Origin of the sequence: Bradyrhizobium nivariense (assembly GCF_029846695.2) — a bacterium.
Taxonomy (GTDB): Bacteria; Pseudomonadota; Alphaproteobacteria; order Rhizobiales; family Xanthobacteraceae; genus Bradyrhizobium.
The window spans coordinates 1-14,574 of record NZ_JARWCR020000024.1 but is presented as its reverse complement, the minus strand read 5'-3'; the positions used below and the strand labels follow the sequence as shown (position 1 = coordinate 14,574).

The window sequence follows — 14,574 nt, the reverse complement described above, 5'->3', positions numbered from 1 at the left end:
GCCGTGATCTCAGTTGGTTAGGTAGAACCTCATTGTCCCACAAGGGGAGAAGGGCAACGCGTTCGCGGCTCAGACGATCGCCAACCGATACGCAGCCTTCGCATTCACGCCGAACGCCTTCTCCCGCACCTGCGGACCGAGCTTCATCAGGCACGCATCCAGCGCTCCCTTGATCTCGCCGTAGCTGCCCGCAAGCAGGCACACCGGCCAGTCCGAGCCGAAGATCAGGCGATCCTCGCCAAAGCATTTCGCGGCGTGCGCGACGAACGGGAACAGCCGCTCCGCATTCCAGTCGCTCCACACCGCTTCCGTCGCCAGCCCCGAGACCTTGCACCAGACATTGCCGCACGCCGCGAGTGCCGCGATGCGATCGGACCATTCGTTGCTTCCGCCGTCGGCGATCGGCGGCTTGGCCGCGTGGTCGAGCACGAAGCGCGCCTGCGGGAAGGCCTGTGCGGTTGCGATCGCCGCCGGCAGCTCGCGGGTGCGGACGAGAAAATCGTAGGCGAGATCGTGCGCGAACACGGCCGTGAGGCCGCGCTGAACATCCTCGCGCAGCAGCCAGTCGGGATCGGCCTCGTCATGGACCTGGTGGCGGATGCCGACCAGCTTGTCGCCACCGGACAAAGCGCGCAGCCGGGCCAGCGTTTCGCCAAGCACAGCGTCGGTCAGATCTGCCCAGCCGACGACGCCGATCACCGAGGGCGTCGCATGCGCGATCCGCAAGAATTCCTCGGTCTCCTCCAGCGCCGAGCGGCATTGCACCACGATGCTCGCGTCGATACCGTTCGCTCTCAAGAGCGGCGCGAGATCGGCCGGCCCGAAGGCGCGCCGGATCGGCGTGAGCTCGGGCGCGTCCATCCAGGGATAGTCGGCGCGCGCGGGATCCCAAAAATGCTGATGTCCGTCGATGATCATGCCTTACGCTCCGCCCGGCAATGGCGCCCGGATATCGACGAGTTTTCGCGCACGAAGTTCCTGCCAGAACGCCGCCGGCACCGCCATCTCCGACATCGCGATGTTGTCGGCAACTTCCGCGGCGTTGCGCGCGCCCATCACGGCGACCGTGACGGCCGGATGGGCCATGCAGAACTGGAGCGCAGCGGCTTTCAGCTCCGTGCCGTGCTTGCGGCAGAGCTCGTCGAGCGCGAGCGCACGGGCGACGAGCGCCGCATCGGCGTCCTGATAGTTGAATTTCGCGCCCGTGTGCGGATTGGCCAGAATGCCGCTGTTGTAGATGCCCCCGAGCAGGATGCCGATGTGCTTCGCGGCGCAGGCTGGGAACAGCGCATCCAGCGCGCCCTGGTCGAGCAGCGTGTAGCGGCCGGCGAGCAGGAAGCAGTCGACCGGAACGGCCTCTGCAAAACGCACCGGCATCTCCGACTGATTCATGCCGGCGCCGATTGCCTTGACCGTGCCCTCGGTGCGCAGACGCTGGAGCGCGCGGAAGGCGCCGGCCACAGCGTCATCATAATGATCGTCGGGATCATGCACGAGCAGGACATCGACGCGGTCGAGCCCGAGGCGCGCCAGGCTCTCCTCCACCGAACGCATCACGCCGTCATAGGAGAAGTCGAACACCGGCCGCTCGCGCGGCGCGCCCTTGTAGTGCTCGTCCTCAGCGACAGCGCCATCGGGCGCGCGCAGCAGGCGGCCGACCTTGGTCGAGATGGCGTAGGAGTCACGCGGCTGTTGCCGCAGGAATGCGCCAAGCCGCCGTTCCGCGAGGCCAAAGCCGTAGAGCGGCGCGGTGTCGAAGAAGCGGATTCCGAGCGACCAGGCGCGGGCGACCGTCGCTTCCGCATCGGCATCGCTGACGGGAGTGAACAATCCGCCGAGCGGGGCGGAACCGAGGCCGAGTGAGGTGACGTCGAGAGAGCCGAGCCGCGACCTTTTCATTTCCATTGCCTTCCAACAGGCCTTTTCCGAAAGCCTTTTCTCCGAAAGCCTTGCTTCCGGAAGTCTCGCTTCCAACAGCCAAATCATCTCTCCCGCTTGCGGAAACCGCAAGCGGGAGAGGCACGCAGGAGCGCGGGGCTGGTGACGCTCCTACTTCAACATCTGCGCAACGTTGTCCTTGGTCACGAGATCGAGGCCGGTATAGACGATCTCCGGCACCTTCTCGCCCTTCTTGATGGCGAGCAGCGTGTCCATCGCCTTCTCGCCCATCTCGAACGGACGCTGGCCGACCAGCGCATTGGCGTAGCCGTCACGCAGCAGCTCGAGCTGCATCTTCAGCGTATCGGCGACGACAAGCGTGAACTTGCCGGAATCGATGTCCTTCTTGGACCTCGACGCAAAGGCCTTGAAGCCCTCGGGCGCGAACATCGGCCAGCCGCCGATGGGAACGATCGCGGCAAGGTCGGGCGTCGACGTGCGCAGATCGGTCATCTGCTGGACCGCGAGCGCGGGATCGTCGTTGCAGAACGTCGGCGAGCCCGCGACCTCGGCCCATTTCGAGCCCTTCAGCGCCTCGCGGACGCCGTCGACGCGCTCGGCCAGGTTCTTGGCGCCCGGGCCGCCCGAGATCATGGCGTATTTGCCGCCGTCGGGGCGCATCTTCACGAGCTGCTTGCCGAGTGCGAGGCCGAACTCCTTGTTGTTGGTGCCGATATAGGCGACCCGCTTGGAGCCGGGTGCATCGGCATCGAAGGTGATGACGGGGATGCCGGCCGCGGTCGCCGCCTCGATCGTCTTGGTCATGGCCGCGACGTCGGCGACCGAGATCGCGAGGCCGTCGACCTTCTGGGTGACGAAGTCCTGAATGATCTGGGCCTGCGTCGCCGGCTCGTGCTCGACCGGCCCCTTGTAGATGCACTCGATATTGCCGAGCTCCTTGGCACGCTTCAGGCAGCCGTCGCGCGCGAAGTCGAAGAACGGATTGTTCATCGCCTTGGGCACGATCACGAAACGGTAGTTTGCGGCAAACGCCGGCGTTGCCATCATCGCGACGGCGATGCCGGCAAGAAGAAATTTCCTCATCGTCTCCTCCACCCTTCTCTGGCGCCCATCCTCTTAAGATCGTCCGGGAAGCGGACAGGCGGCATTTTCGTTGCTCTCCCGGAATTACGTCATTTCAGATCATCCGCGAGCGGATGCGGTCGACCAGCACGGCCAGGATGATGATCACGCCCACCAGCGTCTGCTGCCAGTAGGAGCTGACCTGGGCGAGCACGAGGCCGTTGCGGATCACCTCGAGCAGCACGCAGCCGACGATGGCGCCGAGTGGTCCGCCGATGCCGCCGGCGAGATTGGCACCGCCGATGACGGCCGCAGCGATCACGTTGAGCTCGTAGGACGTCGCCATGTTGGCCGGCGCCGATCCGAGCCAGCCGGAGATGATGATGCCCTGGAGGCCTGCTGCGAGCGCGCAGGTCACATAGACCTCGATTTTCACCCGCACGACCGGGATGCCGGTGAGTTCGGCCGCCTTCTCGTTGCCGCCGAGCGCGAACACGTGGCGGCCGAACGAGCTGTGGTGCAGCACCACGGCCATCGCCAGCGCGAGCGCCACCAGATAAATGAAGGGCACGGGCACGCCGAGCACGTCGCCCGAGGTGAGCGCATAGAAATAATCGGCATCCGGCCCGCCCGGAAAGCTGCCGCGGCCGTTGGAGACGACATAGCCGAGCCCGCGCACGATCGAGAGCATGCCGAGCGTGGTGACGAAGGGCGACAGGCCGAGCACGGCGATACAGAAGCCGTTGACGAGGCCGGCGAGCAGCGCGACGCCGAGGCCCGCGAGGATCGAGACCAGCAGGATCAGGCCGGGGACATTGGCGAGCACGGTCTTGCCGTCGGCCGCCATGTGCACGAACAGGGAGCCTGCGGGCGAGCCGGGCGCCGACAGTTCGGTTATCACCATCGAGGTGATCATGGCGGAGAAGCACATCATCGAGCCGACCGACAGATCGATGCCGCCGGTGATGATCACGAAGGTGACGCCGAGCGTCGCAATGGCGATGAAGGAGAAATTCTTCGCCACGTTCTGGATGTTGCCTTCGGTGAAGAAATACGGGCTGGCGAAATGCATGACGACCAGCAGCACCGCCAGCGCGAGCAGGACATAGCCGGTCTGGGAGGCGAAGATGCCGCGCTGCCACCATCTGATCCGGCCGACATTGGTGAAGCTGATCGGAGATTCCATGGGCATGGCCATCACGCGGCCTCCTTCGCGCCGGTAATCAGGGCGGTAACTTCCTCGGGCGAGGTCTGGTGGATCGGCTTGTCGGCCCGCTTCTCGCCGCGGCGCATGACGATGACGCGATCGCACACCGCGAACACGTCGGGCATGCGGTGCGAGATCAGCATCACGGCAACGCCCTGCTCCTTCAGCCGGTGGATCAGGCCGAGCACCTGCTCGACCTGGCGCACCGAGATCGCGGCCGTCGGCTCGTCCATCATCACCAGCCTGGCGTTGGAGAGCCGCGTCCGCGCGATCGCAACCGCCTGGCGCTGGCCGCCCGACATCTGCTTGACGAGATCGTCGGGGCGCGTTTCCGAGCGCAGCTCGCCGAACAGCTCGAGCGCACGCGCAGCCATCGCCTTGTGGTCGAGCAACGCGAACGGGCCGAACCTGCGTTTCAGCTCGCGGCCGAGGAAGACATTGGCCGCTGCGGTGAGATTGTCGGCGAGCGCAAGGTCCTGATAGACCACCTCGATGCCGACGCCGCGGGCATCGATCGGCCGGTTGAAATGAACCGCGCTGCCGGCGAAGCGGATTTCGCCGTGGCTGGGGCGGAAATTGCCGGCGATGATCTTGACCAGCGTCGACTTGCCCGCGCCGTTGTCGCCCATCAGGCCGACGACCTCGCCCGGGAGCACCTGCAGATCGACGTCGTGCAGCGCGCGGATCGCGCCGAACTCCTTGCCGATGCCGGTCAGCTCGAGGACCGGTGTCGCTTCAGTAATTGTCATCAGCGGCCTTCCTCAGACGTAACGGTTGACCAGGGATTCCAGATATTCCTGCCGGCCCGAGCGCGGCTGCGGGTCAAAGCCCGGGCCGAGCGCACGGTCGGCAAGTTCGGCGAGCGAGCGCTGCCCGCCGAGAATGGCGCGGCCCTCGGGCCCGGCCCATCCCTCGTAGCGCTCCGCAAGCGGCGAATTGAGGACGCCGGTATCGACCATGTCCGCGGCGGCGAGAAACGCCCGCGCGCAGGCGTCCATCGAGCCGACATGGGCATGGATCAAATCATCGGGGTCGATCGACTGGCGGCGGATCTTGGCGTCGAAATTCAGCCCGCCCGAGGTGAAGCCGCCGCGGTTCAGGATCTCGTGGAACACCACAGCGAGCTCCGGCACGTTCATCGCGAACTGGTCGGTGTCCCAGCCGAGCAGATCGTCGCCGCGGTTGATGTCGAGCGAGCCGAAGACACCCAGCGCCTCGGCGAGCGCGACCTCGTGATGGAAGGAGTGGCCGGCGAGGATCGCGTGGTTCTGCTCGATGTTGAGCTTGACGTCCTTCAGCAGGTCGTAGCGCGCGAGGAAGCCGTAGCAGGTGGCGACGTCGAAATCGTATTGATGCTTGGTCGGCTCCTTCGGCTTCGGCTCGATCAGGATCGGCCCCTTGAAGCCGATCTTGTGCTTGTGCTCGACGACGAGCGAGACGAAGCGGCCGAGCTGGTCGAGCTCGCGCTTGAGATCGGTGTTGAGCAGCGTCTCATAGCCCTCGCGCCCGCCCCACAGCACATAGTTCTGGCCGCCGAGACGGTGCGTCACCTCCAGCGCGGCGCGGACCTGGCCGGCGGCATAAGTGAAGATTTCAGGGTCCGGGTTGGTGGCCGCGCCCGCCATGTAGCGGCGATGCGTGAACAAATTGGCGGTGCCCCAGAGCAGGCGCACTTTGCTTGAGGCCATCTTCGCTTCGAACAGATCGGCGATCGCGTTGAGGTTGGCGACGGATTCGCTGAGCGAAGCGCCTTCCGGCGCCGCATCGACGTCGTGGAAGGTGAAGAAGGGCACGTCGAGCAGGCGGAACAGCTCGAAGGCGATATCGGCCTTGGCGCGCGCCTGCGCCATCGCATCGGTGCCGTGGTGCCAGGGCCGCAGGAACGTCTCGCCGCCAAAGGGATCGCCGCCCGGCCAGCACAAGGAATGCCAGTAGCAGACCGCGAAGCGCAGATGATCCTCGAGCCTGCGGCCATGGACGAGGCGGTCCTTGTCGTACCAGCGAAAGGCGGGCGTGTTTCCCGCATTCCCGCCGGCGAAGGCGACGGGTACGCTTGCATCGAAGAATTTCGCTGACGCATTCACTTAAGCACACTCCTTCAACGCAGGATAAAGCTCGCGCCAGCGGCGATAGGCCTCGTCATAGGCTGCACTGACGGATGCGCGAGGCGTAAAGCTCGCGAGCCGCCGCGGACGGGTGCAAACCGCAGCCGCGTCTTCGCCGGTGGCGGCGAGACGGCCGAGCCTGGAGGCACCGAGCGCCGCCCCGACCTCGCCTTCCTCGACGCGGTGGACGGGCACGCCGAGCACATCGGCGCAGATCTGCGCCCACAGCGGCGAGCGCGAGCCGCCGCCGACGAGATCGACCTCGGGAAGCGGCCCGCTCGCCGCGCTCAGCGCCGCCAGATTGTCGCGCGCGGCGAAGGCAACGCCTTCGAGCACGGCCTGAACGATCTGTCCGCGCCCGGTCGCACCGCGCAGGCCGACGAAGGCGCCGCTGGCGGCGGCATCGTTGTGCGGCGTGCGCTCGCCGTCGAGATAAGGCAGGAACTTGACCGGGCTTGGTCCATCGACGCGCTCGCCGAGCGGCGCCAGCAGCGCGGCGGCGGGCGTCTCCATCACGCCGGCAAGCCAGGCCAGCGACGCCGCCGCCGACAGCATCACGCCCATCTGGTGCCAGCGGCCGGGCAGCGCATGGCAGAACGCGTGCACGGCCGAGGCCGGCGCCGGTGCGAACCGATCGGTGACGCGGAACACCACACCTGAGGTTCCCAGAGACAGAAACGCATCGCCCGGCGCGATGGCGCCGAGCCCGATCGCGCTCGCGGCGTTGTCGCCGGCCCCCCCGGCGATCACGACATCCCGCCCCATGCCCCAGCGTTGCGCGTAGTCCGGCGCAAGCACCGCGCTGACCTCGCTGCCTTCGACCAGGCGCGGCATGTGGTGCAGATCGAGCCCGGTGGCATGCAGCAGCAGGGCCGACCAGCGGCGCAGACCGACGTCGAGCCACAGCGTGCCGGCCGCGTCCGACATGTCCTCGATCATCTCGCCGGTCAGGCGATAGCGCACATAGGCCTTGGGCAGCAGCACCTTTGCGACGCGCGCGAAGATTTTTGGCTCGTGCCTGGCGACCCAGAGCAGCTTTGGCGCGGTGAAGCCGGGCATTGCCAGATTGCCGGCGATCGTGTGCAGCGATGGGCAGCGCCGCTCCAGCGCGCCGCATTCGGCGTGCGAGCGGCCATCGTTCCAGAGGATCGCGGGACGCAGCGGCCGTCCGTCCTCATCCAGCAGCGTCGCGCCGTGCATCTGGCCGGATAGCCCGATGCCGCGCACCTGCGCGACCTCGCGCGGATGGCGGGTGGCAAGATCGTCGACCGCGCCGACCGCCGCATCGACCCACGCATCCGGATCCTGCTCGGACCACAGCGGCGCAGGATGCGACAGCGCAAGCTCGCGCGCCGCCGTCGCGACAACCGCGCCGGTTTCGCTCACGAGCACCGCTTTCACACCTGATGTGCCGATGTCGATTCCGAGATACACGCCATCCTCCCTTTCGCCTGTTGCGGTGCGCGAGCTCAAAGTCGCCTTGGGCCGCAACGGGTCATTTTGAAATCCACCTGCCGCTAAGGCAGATTGTCCCGCATCACGATGTCGATCCTGATCTTCTCCTGTTCGCGCAAGATCGGCTCGCCACGGGCGAGCGCGAGCAGCACGCGCACGGCTGCGCGCGCTTCGTGTCCGGGGTTCTGCGAGATCGCGGCATCCATCACGCCCTGCAACAGCAGTCGGCGCGTCAGCGCGGTGACGTCGTGTCCGACGAACACCACCTGCCTGTCGCGGCCGGCATCGCTCAGCGCCCTGGCCACGCCTTGCGTGCCGGCGCCGACGTTATAGAGGCCGACAATGTCCGCATGCCTGCCCAGCAGCTGCGCCAATACCTGTTCTGAACGGCCGTCCTCGTCGCGACCTTCCAGCACCGGCAGCACGCTGAGGCCGGGGAATTCCGACGCCATCACCTGGTTGAAGCCAAAAATCCGCTCGGCATGGTCGCGCAGGCCCTGCGAGCCCGCGACGATCGCGACCTTGCCGGACTGTTGTCCGACCAGCCGCCCGACCAGCGCGCCGGCAGCGCGCCCCGCAGCAATGTTGTCGATGCCGACATAATGGTGCCGCCGCGACGACGGCACATCCGAGACCAGCGTCACGACCTTGGCGCCGGCATCGACGAGATCGTCGATGGCGGCGCGGACGCCGGGATGGTCCAGCGCCACCACGGCGATGCCGTCGTAATCGTCAGAGAGCCCCTCCAGCGAAGCGGCGAGCACGGACGGATCGAACACGTCGGTTGCGACCGTCTCGACGCCGAGCCGGCGGGCCGACAGCCAGGCCGACATCTCGCCGAGATAGTCCTGGATCTGCTGCATGAACGGGTTCGGCCCCGACGGCATCACGAAGGCGAAACGGCGGGCGCGGCCGCGGGCGAGCTCGGCGGCGGCCACATGCGGCTGGAACGAATTGCGCTCGATCGCCTCCCTGACGCGCCGGACCGTATCCGGCCGCACGCCCGGACGATTGTGCAGGACGCGGTCGACCGTCGCGAGGCTGACGCCGGCCTGGCGGGCGATGTCCTTCAGCGTCAGTGCGGCCGCGGTGAGAGTGTCTGCCATGACACGAGGCTAGCAGAGGCGTTTTGAGGTACGCAACTCATTTTGAGGGGTGCGCCGCTGTTTTTGAGCCCGGGTTGTAGGACGGCCTCTTAGCCGCCCGTCAGGTCGAGCGTCAGGAACAGGCTGTTGCGATCCTCGACATAGCCCTCGAGCGGACCGCACGGAACGAAGCCATGCGCCCGGTAGAGCGCGTGCGCCGGCTTGAAATAATCCCACGAGCCGGTTTCGAGGCTGAGCCGCGTCATGTCGCGGGCGCGGGCTTCCGTGATGATGTGGCGGAGCATCACGCCGCCAAAGCCGCGCCGCCGCGTGGTCTGGAGCGTGTGCATCGACTTCACCTCGCCATGCGCAGCCGAAAGCGATTTCAGCGCGCCGACGGCGACCAGCGTCTCGCCGTCCCAGCCGGTCCAGAACGCGATCTCCGCCGCGCGCAGCCCGGAGAGATCGAGCGCATGGGCGCTGCCCGGCGCGGTCTGCGCCCGCGCGGCCGTGACGTGATGATCGAGCAGCGCGATGACGCGCGGATCAAAGGTGTCGCCGGTGCGGATCTGCATCGCCAGGTTCACTCCAGGATTCTCGCCAGGATTTCATATCGCATCAGAACCATCACATTTTCCCGTAGGAGGCGCCGCGGCGCGTGATGATGACGTAGCGCGCGTCCTGTCTGGTCTCGTTCTCGAAGATCACCGCGCGCATCACGTCGAAATCCAGACAGTCGCCCTCGCGAAGGCGAACCGCCTTGGCGTCGATGTGCACGGCGATCGCGCCCTCCAGCATCAGGAGCTGCTGGGTGAAGGCGTTGCGCCCCCACGGGCTGTACGGCACCCGCGCACCGGCCGGCAGGTCGACGACGATGATCTCGAGGCCGCTCGCCGCATCCGTCGGCGAAGCGTGCCGGCGGCGATAGCCACTGTCGGGATCGCGCCAATGCGGCTGGTCGGCGAGCCGCACCAGCCGCTCCGGCGGCTTCTCGGCCAGCGCGACGACATCGCTGAGCGACACGTCGAGTGCGGCGCAAAGCTTTCCCAGCAGCGCAGCCGTCGCACTGCTCTGCGCCCGCTCCACCCGCCCGATCATGGCCCGGCTGACGCCGGACCTCGCCGCCAGTTCATTCAGCGTCATGCCGGCCTGCGTCCGCAGCGTCTTCAGGCGGCGACCGATCGCGCGATCGAGTTTCTGCTGGTCCATTTTGTAGGTCCTGGCTTTCATCCGAACATGGCCCGGCGCAAGGACCGCAAGCCACCAGGCAAGAGGAGCTTAGCCGAGAGAGCAGCGGGTGCCGGTAGCGAAGAGCTAATATATTGGAATCTTCGTCTGGCGCACGGCGGAGAACATCGGCCCTTCTTCGCTAAAGCTTCGAAGGGCATCCTGCTTCGCGCTGCCGAAATATCAAAGTCCTGCGAAGCGCCCTGGCGCGAAGCAGGATGGAGCGGGCGAAGGGAATCGAACCCTCGTATGCAGCTTGGGAAGCTGCCGTTCTGCCATTGAACTACGCCCGCGGATGCGCAGCCTGCGCGCTCCTGATTAGCCGAGACGGCGCCTCGCGCCAAGCGCTTTGGCGCGACCGGCCGGACGGTTGTTAACGTCTCGGTAAGATTCCAGGTGCGCCGGATTGTGGCGGTGTTATGGTCGCCGGTCTGGGGAGAGCGTACATTGCGTGGGGGCGTGTGTATGGTGGGGCGTAGCTACACGATATTCGACACGACCATAGGCCGCTGCGGCATCATCTGGAGCAGCACCGGAATCGTCGCCGTGCAATTGCCGGAGGCGCGGGAGATCGACACCCGCCGCCGGATTTTCCAGGTCCATCCCGAGGCGCGCGAGGAGCGGCCATCCGAGAACGCCGAGTTCGCGATCGAGGGCATCGTGGGCTTGCTGCAAGGCAGCGATCCTGATTTTTCCGAGGTCAGCCTGGACGCAGGCGCGGTGCCCGGCTTCAACCGGCGCGTCTACGAGTTCGCCTGCACGATCCCGCGCGGGGAGACGCGCACCTATCACGAGATCGCCAAGGCGCTGGGCGCCTCCGGCGCTGCGCATTCGGTGGCGCAGGCGATCGTAAAAAATCCCTACATGCTGATCGTGCCCTGCCACCGGGTGCTGGAGGCCGGCAATTACACCGACCGGCTCTCGCCTTATGCCGGGGTGATCTCCAAGCGGCGGCTGCTGTCGCTGGAGGGCGCCCATCCGATCGCCAGCAAGACGCTGTTCGACGTGCTGCTGCCAGTTGCCCCGCCCCGCGCGCCCACCTAAGGCGCGATCTTGATCGCACCTTAGCTTTGTTTTTTGGGCATGATCCTGTCGGAAAACCGCTAACACTTTTCCGGATCATGCCTAGATAGGCGGGATGGATGCAACGACACTGCTGACGACCCCCTCGATGACGGTCTCCGAGTTTCGCTGCGATGCGGGGCCGGATGATACGCCGTTTGCGGAGTGCCGCACCGGCCATTCCATCGCCTATGTCCGCGCGGGCAGCTTTGGCTGCCATTGCCGCGCCGGCTTCTTCGAGCTGGTGGCGGGCTCGATGCTGGTCGGCGCACCGGGCGAGGAATACACCTGCACGCATGAGCATGTCTCTGGCGACGTCTGCCTGTCCTTTTTCCTCAGCGAGGATCTGGTCGACGCCCTCGGCGGCCGGCGCGACATCTGGCAGGTCGGCGCGACGCCGCCGCTGCCCGAGCTGATGGTGCTGGGCGAGCTCGCCCAGACGGCGGCAGGTGGCAACAGCGATCTCGGTCTCGACGAGGTCGGACAGATCCTCGCCGGCCGTTTCGTCGATGTCGTCTCGGGCAAGCCGCGCAAGCAGACAACGCCCACCACGCGCGATCGCCGCCGCGCCGTGGAAGCCGCGCTGTGGATCGACGCCAATTCGCATGCCGAGGTCGACCTCGAACAGGCGGCGCGGCAGGCGGGCCTCAGCCCGTTCCACTTCCTGCGGCTGTTCTCGGCCGTGCTCGGCGTCACCCCGCATCAATATCTGGTGCGCTCACGGCTGCGGCACGCGGCGCGGCTGCTCACCGACGACGACATCGCGGTCACCGACATCGCCTATGACGTCGGCTTCGGCGACCTCTCCAACTTCGTCCGCACCTTCCACCGCGCCGCCGGTGTGTCGCCGACCAAGTTCCGGCAGGCCTCGAAGGGGAAGCGCAAGATTCTCCAAGAGCAGCTCGCCCTCAGCTGACTAGGGTCGTCTCCGGCGCGCGCCAGTTACGGCGCGCTTTGGAAATGGAGACGACCATGTACGATCATATCGGGCTGCGCGTTGCCGACCTCGACGCCGCTACGCGCTTCTACACCGCGGTGCTGGCGCCGCTCGGTTATGTCCTGTGCTCGAGCGGCGATGGTTATGCCGGCTTCGGGCCGAAGGGCGAGCCGGCGCTGTGGCTGCACCTGAACAAGGGACGGAAGGCCGACGGCGCGCATATCGCGTTTCGCGCCGGGAATCATGACGCGGTCAAAGCGTTCCACGGCGAGGGCCTCAAGAGCGGCGGCCGCGACAATGGCGGCGCCGGGCCGCGCAAGGATTACAGCCCGACTTACTACGCGGCATTTTTGATCGATCCCGATGGCAACAATGTCGAGGCGGTTTGCAGCTGAGCGCGGCAGCCCTCACCACACACGCGTTGTCATGCCCCGGCTTGACCGGGGCATCCAGTACGCCGCGGCTTCTCGATTCAATCACAGCGGCCTCTGGAATACTGGATCGCCCGATCAAGTCGGGCGATGACAGCTGAGATGACGGCGCTATCGCTCGCCTCTCTGCATCAAAGGACTCAACCAGGATTCAACCATCATCCACAACGACATTCCCCTCCCCGCCTCGGCGCACGACGTCTGGGACGCGGTGCGCGATTTCGGCGCGCTGCATCGGCGGCTGGCGCCGCGCTTCGTCACTGCATGTCAGCTCGACGGCGACGCGCGCATCGTCACCTTCGCCAATGGCTCCGTGGCGCGCGAGGTGCTGGTCGATTGCGACGATGCGCGGCAGCGACTGGTCTACGCGATCAACAACGAGCGTCTGAAGCATTACAGCGCCTCGGTGCAGGTGATCGCCGAGGGCGAGGCGAGATGTCGCCTCGTCTGGATCATCGACATGCTGCCGAACGAGCTTGCAGCTTACGTCCAGGCGCAAACCAGGGATGCCGTGATCGCCATACACAAGGCGTTTCCGGCCTAGTTTATTATTTGAGCATGATCCTTCGGAAAACCGCTGCACACTTTTCCGGATCATGCCCGCAGCTGCGTGATCTTTCTCACAGTGCCCAGCCCTCGTGCGCCGTAACCATGGCGGCGTGCGTCCGGTTGGCTCCGCTCTCCCGGCGGCGCCACGCACGCGAGGAGCAGGCCATGAGAGGTGCGGACAAGGTGATCTGCCAAGCGGCCGCCGTGCTGCTGATGTTTTCGATTTCGGGCGCGCCGGCAAAGGCGCAGTTCCTCGGCGGCGGAGGTGCCGGCAGCGAGGACATGATGACCCAGATGGCGCCGATGCTGGAGATGATGAAGGCCAAGATGGGCAAGCGCCGCTTCGCCATGATGATGCAGACCATGGGCCCGATGATGAGCCGCATGATGGAGAATGGCGGCGGCGGGCTTGGCGGCCTCAACGCCGGTAATTTCGGCGGCGGTTTCGGTGCGCCCAATTACGGCGGCTACGCGCCGATGGGCGGAGGCGGCACCATGCCGACCGGCATGGGCGGCGGCGATATCATGGGCATGCTCGGTGGCTCCGGCGGCGGCGACATGATGGCGATGATCCCGCAATTGATGCGGCTCGCCAATGTCGGCGGCGGTGGCGGCCATCGCCGCCACAGGCACCGCTAAGTCGCGACCTGCGGATCGCCGCCGCGCCTCGGCTTTCTTGTTTGAGCATGATCCGGTCGAAAGGCGTGTGATGCGCCGCCGATATCAGATCCGTTCGTTGATGAGGACGCCGGAGAGCGAAGAGTCGCTTGGATTCGACGTACCGCTTGACCCGGTCCCGCTGTAGGTCGAATCCGCGAGCGAGCTTTTCAGCGACCGAAGAAATTGTTCAAGCAGGTCCGTCGCCGAATTGCCGCTCGATGAACTATCCGTGCCGTTGGCGGGAGGAGGCCCGTCGGGCGGCGGCGGTCCACCTGCTCCCTCCGGTCCACCTGCCCCGCCTGGTCCCTGAGAGAACGCAGCCTTGAAGACACCTTGCAGCTCGGTGGCCTGCTGGTCGGTCAGCTTGCCGGCCGAAACTTCCTGCTGGATGAGATCGTCGATCTTCGACTTGAAAGCCTCGGGCGATGATTTGCTACCGCTGGAGTGATCGCTCGCCCCGGCTGGCTGCAAGGCGGAGTCGATGTCGCTGAGCGCGGACGCCAGCGTCGACTGATCGGACGAACTGATCGCACCGGAACTGACTTCCGTTTGCAGTTCATCTTGCAGTCGCTGCAACGGCGATGCGTGGTGATGGTGGGAGGAGAGCGCCGAAATCGAGGTCATGGTGGCTTTCCGTGCTTTTGGTGGGCTCGGGAGACGTTGTCTCCAGGAGCTGGCGCGGAGCCTTCGGCAAGGAGCCGTTCAGATTGCTCGATATTACTGCCGAATGGATAGCAACATTCAGACACAAAAATCCGGCAAGCGCCTTAGGGTCTGTTGGGATTCAGGATTCTCATTTGAGCTCGGCTGTGATTCAAGCTCGGGATGGACCGATTCGTTTTGAATGACGCCCAATGGGCGAAGATGGAACCGCTTTGTCTAGGCAAGCCGAGCG

The 14,574-nt window shown here is 66.0% G+C and carries 16 protein-coding genes and 1 tRNA gene; 5 read left to right on the top strand and 12 right to left on the bottom strand.

Annotated elements, in window-relative coordinates:
- Positions 1-69: 69 nt before the first annotated feature.
- The 11 genes from QCM77_RS20710 to QCM77_RS20660 form a co-directional block, all read right to left on the bottom strand.
- Positions 70-918 carry an amidohydrolase family protein gene (locus QCM77_RS20710; RefSeq protein WP_279684652.1) on the bottom strand — a complete coding sequence of 283 codons (849 nt, stop codon included), beginning with the start codon at positions 916-918 and terminating at the stop codon, positions 70-72.
- Positions 919-921: 3 nt separating this feature from the next.
- Positions 922-1,899, bottom strand: coding sequence for an aldo/keto reductase (locus QCM77_RS20705; protein WP_279684651.1), 978 nt, complete (start codon positions 1,897-1,899; stop codon positions 922-924).
- Positions 1,900-2,049: 150 nt separating this feature from the next.
- Positions 2,050-2,982, bottom strand: coding sequence for a sugar-binding protein (locus QCM77_RS20700; RefSeq protein ID WP_279684650.1), 933 nt, complete (start codon positions 2,980-2,982; stop codon positions 2,050-2,052).
- 94 nt (positions 2,983-3,076) lie between these two features.
- A complete protein-coding gene (locus tag QCM77_RS20695) occupies positions 3,077-4,159 on the bottom strand; it encodes an ABC transporter permease (protein WP_279684649.1) in 1,083 nt (360 codons plus the stop codon).
- Positions 4,159-4,917, bottom strand: coding sequence for an ATP-binding cassette domain-containing protein (locus tag QCM77_RS20690; protein WP_279684648.1), 759 nt, complete (start codon positions 4,915-4,917; stop codon positions 4,159-4,161). The genes QCM77_RS20695 and QCM77_RS20690 overlap by 1 nt, the downstream gene beginning before the upstream one ends.
- Positions 4,918-4,929: 12 nt before the next feature.
- Positions 4,930-6,252: a xylose isomerase gene (gene xylA, locus QCM77_RS20685; protein ID WP_279684647.1), complete on the bottom strand. Its 1,323-nt coding sequence runs from the start codon at positions 6,250-6,252 to the stop codon at positions 4,930-4,932.
- Positions 6,253-7,707: a xylulokinase gene (gene xylB / locus QCM77_RS20680; protein ID WP_279684646.1), complete on the bottom strand. Its 1,455-nt coding sequence runs from the start codon at positions 7,705-7,707 to the stop codon at positions 6,253-6,255.
- Between the two features lie 83 nt (positions 7,708-7,790).
- Positions 7,791-8,834, bottom strand: a complete 1,044-nt coding sequence (locus QCM77_RS20675) for a LacI family DNA-binding transcriptional regulator (RefSeq protein WP_279684645.1) — start codon at positions 8,832-8,834, stop codon at positions 7,791-7,793.
- 89 nt (positions 8,835-8,923) lie between these two features.
- Positions 8,924-9,388, bottom strand: a complete 465-nt coding sequence (locus tag QCM77_RS20670; protein WP_279684739.1) for a GNAT family N-acetyltransferase — start codon at positions 9,386-9,388, stop codon at positions 8,924-8,926.
- A 52-nt stretch (positions 9,389-9,440) separates the two neighbouring features.
- Positions 9,441-10,022 (bottom strand): helix-turn-helix domain-containing protein, encoded by a 582-nt coding sequence (locus QCM77_RS20665; protein ID WP_279667068.1) that lies wholly within the window; start codon positions 10,020-10,022, stop codon positions 9,441-9,443.
- Positions 10,023-10,259: 237 nt separating this feature from the next.
- Positions 10,260-10,333 (bottom strand) — tRNA-Gly (locus QCM77_RS20660).
- Positions 10,334-10,505: 172 nt separating this feature from the next.
- Here QCM77_RS20660 and QCM77_RS20655 point away from each other — a divergent pair.
- The 5 genes from QCM77_RS20655 to QCM77_RS20635 all read left to right on the top strand — a co-directional run bounded on the left by QCM77_RS20655 (position 10,506) and on the right by QCM77_RS20635 (position 13,658).
- Positions 10,506-11,084: a methylated-DNA--[protein]-cysteine S-methyltransferase gene (locus QCM77_RS20655; RefSeq protein WP_279684643.1), complete on the top strand. Its 579-nt coding sequence runs from the start codon at positions 10,506-10,508 to the stop codon at positions 11,082-11,084.
- A gap of 94 nt (positions 11,085-11,178) precedes the next feature.
- A complete protein-coding gene (locus tag QCM77_RS20650) occupies positions 11,179-12,018 on the top strand; it encodes a helix-turn-helix transcriptional regulator (RefSeq protein ID WP_279684642.1) in 840 nt (279 codons plus the stop codon).
- Positions 12,019-12,074: 56 nt separating this feature from the next.
- The gene (locus QCM77_RS20645) at positions 12,075-12,434 is read left to right on the top strand and encodes a VOC family protein (protein ID WP_279684641.1); all 360 of its coding nucleotides are present in this window, start codon (positions 12,075-12,077) and stop codon (positions 12,432-12,434) included.
- A gap of 193 nt (positions 12,435-12,627) precedes the next feature.
- The gene (locus QCM77_RS20640; RefSeq protein WP_279684738.1) at positions 12,628-13,014 is read left to right on the top strand and encodes an SRPBCC family protein; all 387 of its coding nucleotides are present in this window, start codon (positions 12,628-12,630) and stop codon (positions 13,012-13,014) included.
- Between the two features lie 170 nt (positions 13,015-13,184).
- Positions 13,185-13,658, top strand: a complete 474-nt coding sequence (locus QCM77_RS20635) for a hypothetical protein (protein ID WP_279684640.1) — start codon at positions 13,185-13,187, stop codon at positions 13,656-13,658.
- An 84-nt stretch (positions 13,659-13,742) separates the two neighbouring features.
- On the opposite strand, the gene QCM77_RS20630 is transcribed toward QCM77_RS20635, so the two are convergent.
- Complete coding sequence (locus tag QCM77_RS20630; RefSeq protein ID WP_279667057.1) at positions 13,743-14,303, bottom strand: hypothetical protein; 561 nt, start codon at positions 14,301-14,303, stop codon at positions 13,743-13,745.
- Positions 14,304-14,574: the final 271 nt, after the last annotated feature.